General features: G+C 41.2%; 2 protein-coding genes. Both read left to right on the plus strand.

Annotated elements, in window-relative coordinates; translation table 11 throughout:
* On the plus strand, window positions 1-1,351 hold a 1,351-nt coding region (locus JIV24_RS21965; protein ID WP_200467231.1), incomplete at its 5' end, for a beta-galactosidase small subunit-related protein.
* A gap of 257 nt (window positions 1,352-1,608) precedes the next feature.
* A partial coding sequence (locus JIV24_RS21970; protein ID WP_200467232.1) for a beta-N-acetylhexosaminidase occupies window positions 1,609-3,421 on the plus strand: 1,813 nt, incomplete at its 3' end.

Consider the following 3,421-nt stretch of genomic DNA (forward strand, 5'->3'; position numbering starts at 1 on the left):
TGCAGATGGAACAGCTATCCTTGCATTTACAGTGGTTTCGCAAGCACCTAATGCGGCTAAACAACATGGCGGAACAAGTGGTAATGTACTGTCGGTTGAAGAGCTGACTAATGAGAAATTTGGTGAAGATGACTTCCGTTTTGTGACCAACCAGATATGGACGGTATACCCAGATGGATCTGTGGAATTGCAGTCAAGCATTACGACGAATGATGAACAGTTTGTATTACCACGCCTGGGGTATTCCATGACTATTCCAAAGGTTTACGAAAACCTGACCTATTACGGCCGTGGACCAATTGGTAACTACAACGACCGTAAGACGGCTCAGAATATACAGAAATACACAACGACGGTAATGGAAGAGTTTGTCAACTTCCCGAAACCACAGGATATGGCCAATCACGAAGAAACGCGCTGGTGTGCTTTAACGCAAAACAACAAAGGCGCTGTATTTGTGGCTAACGATGAAATGGTAGTTAGCGCATTGCCATACACCGCTCAGGACATGGGAACAGCAGCTCATATTTATGAATTGCCAGAACCGGGAGATATCACTCTTCATTTGGATATGAAAGTAACAGGATTGGGAGGAGCCAGCTGTGGACAGGGCGCACCTTTAAAGCACGATAGAGTATATGCCGGTCAAAACGATTTTGGTTTTATCATTCGTCCTGCGGGTAAAGATTTAGATCAAATTGCACATGTGACTCCATCAGGTGTAGTGCCAGTAACAATAACGCGTTCAGCTAATGGTAAAGTTAAAATCTCATCGACCAAAGAGGATGCCCAATACATTTATGCTGTTAATGGAGGAAAAGCAAAAGCTTACAGTGTGCCTTTCTCTATGCGCGAAGCAGGTAGCATTAAAGCTTGGTTTAAAGGCAATAAAGACTCTGAAGTGTCGATGACCTTCAATAAAATTGAAAAGATTGAAACAAGGGTTGTCTTTGTCAGTAGTGAAGAACCGGGTGCCGGTGCCGCAGCCACCAATCTGGTGGATGGAGATCCGTCAACGATCTGGCATACCATGTACTCAGTCACGGTAGCACAATTTCCGCACTGGGTTGATTTTGACTGTGGTGAAGCTAAAACTATCAAAGGCTTCACTTACCAGCCGCGTCAGAGTGGAAGACATGGTGATATCAAGGACTATTCGATTCATGTGAGTATGGATGGTAAAAACTGGGGAGAACCAGTACATGAAGGTCAGTTCTCTAAGGATAAAAAAGAGAAGCGTGTGTTATTTAAAGAGCCCTTAAAGGCCCGTTATATGCGTTTTACTGGTGTTAGTTCACAAAACGGTCAGGACTTTGCAGGAGGTGCTGAATTTGGTATTCTGGCAGAATAAGTATGGATATAGGAAGAGGTATGATAATAGATCATACCTCTAATAATTACTTATTTTTAGGTTCGGTTCCTTTTCTCAACAACTACATTTGCAACTTCAGCACTCACGGTTGCAATTTTTCCGATTGGGATTTAAAAAAGTACTCCTTTGTTTTGAATTGAATAGCCTCTGTTCACTCATCGGATAAAATACGGCACAAAAAAATCAAATTAGATATTTAAGTGTTATAGTAATAAAATGTAAATTAAGAAATAGTTATGACAGTAATAAGAAGTTTGAAAGTACTAGTTCTGCTAGCTTTCATTTTTGGTGTGATGCCTGCCAAGGGCAAAGAACAGCCGGTAGTGATACCTGCTGTTAAGAACTGGATGAGTTACGAGGGCCAACTTGAATTGTCATCGCCTCGTATCATTGTTAACAAGAAGTATAGTGAGGAACTACTTCCGGTGGCAAAGATATTGGGCCATGAATTACAATTGATTACAGGAAAAGAATTGCTTGTTGAAAAAGGTGGCAAAAATACCGGAAAAGGCAATATATATCTTACAATGGGCGATGATGACATTGCCACCGAAGGTTATGAACTTAAAATAGAAAAGGGTGTTGAGGTAAATGCCTCCAAAGCTGAGGGGGTGTATTACGGAACGCGAACCTTATTACAGCTGATGGTGCAAAATCCATCTGTTTTACCTCAAGGTCAAATAATTGATGAACCCAAGTATCCGGTGCGTTCCGTTTTGCTGGATGTTGCTCGTAAGTTTATTCCTTTTGAGGAATTGAAGGACTGGGTAATAGCCTTAAGTTATTTCAAAATAAATGAAATACACCTGCATTTAAATGATAATAGTTTTGGGTTTTACGGGGCATTTCGTTTAGAGATGAAAACGATTAAAGGCTTGACATCTACAGACGGGTACTATACCCAAAAAGAAATAAGGGAATTACAGGATTTTGCTAAAGTTCGTGGAATTACCATTGTACCGGAAATAGACACGCCCGGACATTCAAGAGCATTGACGACTGCCCGACCAGATCTGGCGCACCCAAAGCTTGGTGGCAATTACCTGGATATTACGAAGGAGGAAACCTACCGATTTGTTGAAAAGGTGCTTGATGAGGTGGTACCTTTGTTTGATGCAGACCATTTTCATATTGGTACCGATGAATATCGTTTAGGTTCTATAAAAGATGAAGAGGAGAAAAAAATGCTGGGTGAGAAATTCAGACAGTATATTAACCACTTTAATAAATATATTCAAGCGAAGGGAAAAACAACGCGTATTTGGTCGGGGTATGAGCATATGCCTGGAACAACAGTGCCTGACAAGTCAGTTGTTATTGATATGTGGGAAACATCCGATGCAGTGAATAAATCCAAGGCCGGTTATCAGTTTATTAACTCTACTCACTTCTGGACCTATATTGTGCCGGGAGCTCCTTATTATGGTGTGGATAATAAGTTTTTATACAACGAATGGTCTCCTCTTCAATTTTCTAAAAAACCTGAGGGGATTCTAAGTCCGGACGACCCCGGTTTACTAGGGGCTAAGTTGCATGTATGGAACGACAAAGGGCCGATGGGATACACAACCAATGAAATAGCAAGGCTTACAATGCCAACAGTGATGGTGTTAGCTGAGCAGGTTTGGGGTACAAAAGGTGCCAACGATTATAAATCATTTACCCAGTTTGCTAAGAAAGTATTACCAGAAGGTGAAGATTTTGAGATGATTGTGCGTAGCAGGGGACAGTATGATCCCGAGAATGTTATGTGTGGGGCAGTTCCTGGTACTAGTTTTCTAAGTCGTAAAGCAGCTACCAAAAATGCTTATGTATGGCAATTGGATGAGCCTACACATTTTATAGCCAACGTATCGCATCAGCTAGATAATAAATCAGATAATTTGGAATATCCTTGGACAGCAACTTTTACTGTTACGCGCACTAAAGAATTGACATTACGGAATGCTACAAGACCATCAGGTCATGAGGCTTTGATGTCATCTGATCTTGGAACACTCTTTATGGATTACAACTACGAGGTACGTGATAAAAAGACCAAGGCAGTCA

The sequence above is a fragment of the Carboxylicivirga marina genome (genome assembly GCF_016612505.1).
GTDB lineage: Bacteria > Bacteroidota > Bacteroidia > Bacteroidales > Marinilabiliaceae > Carboxylicivirga > Carboxylicivirga marina.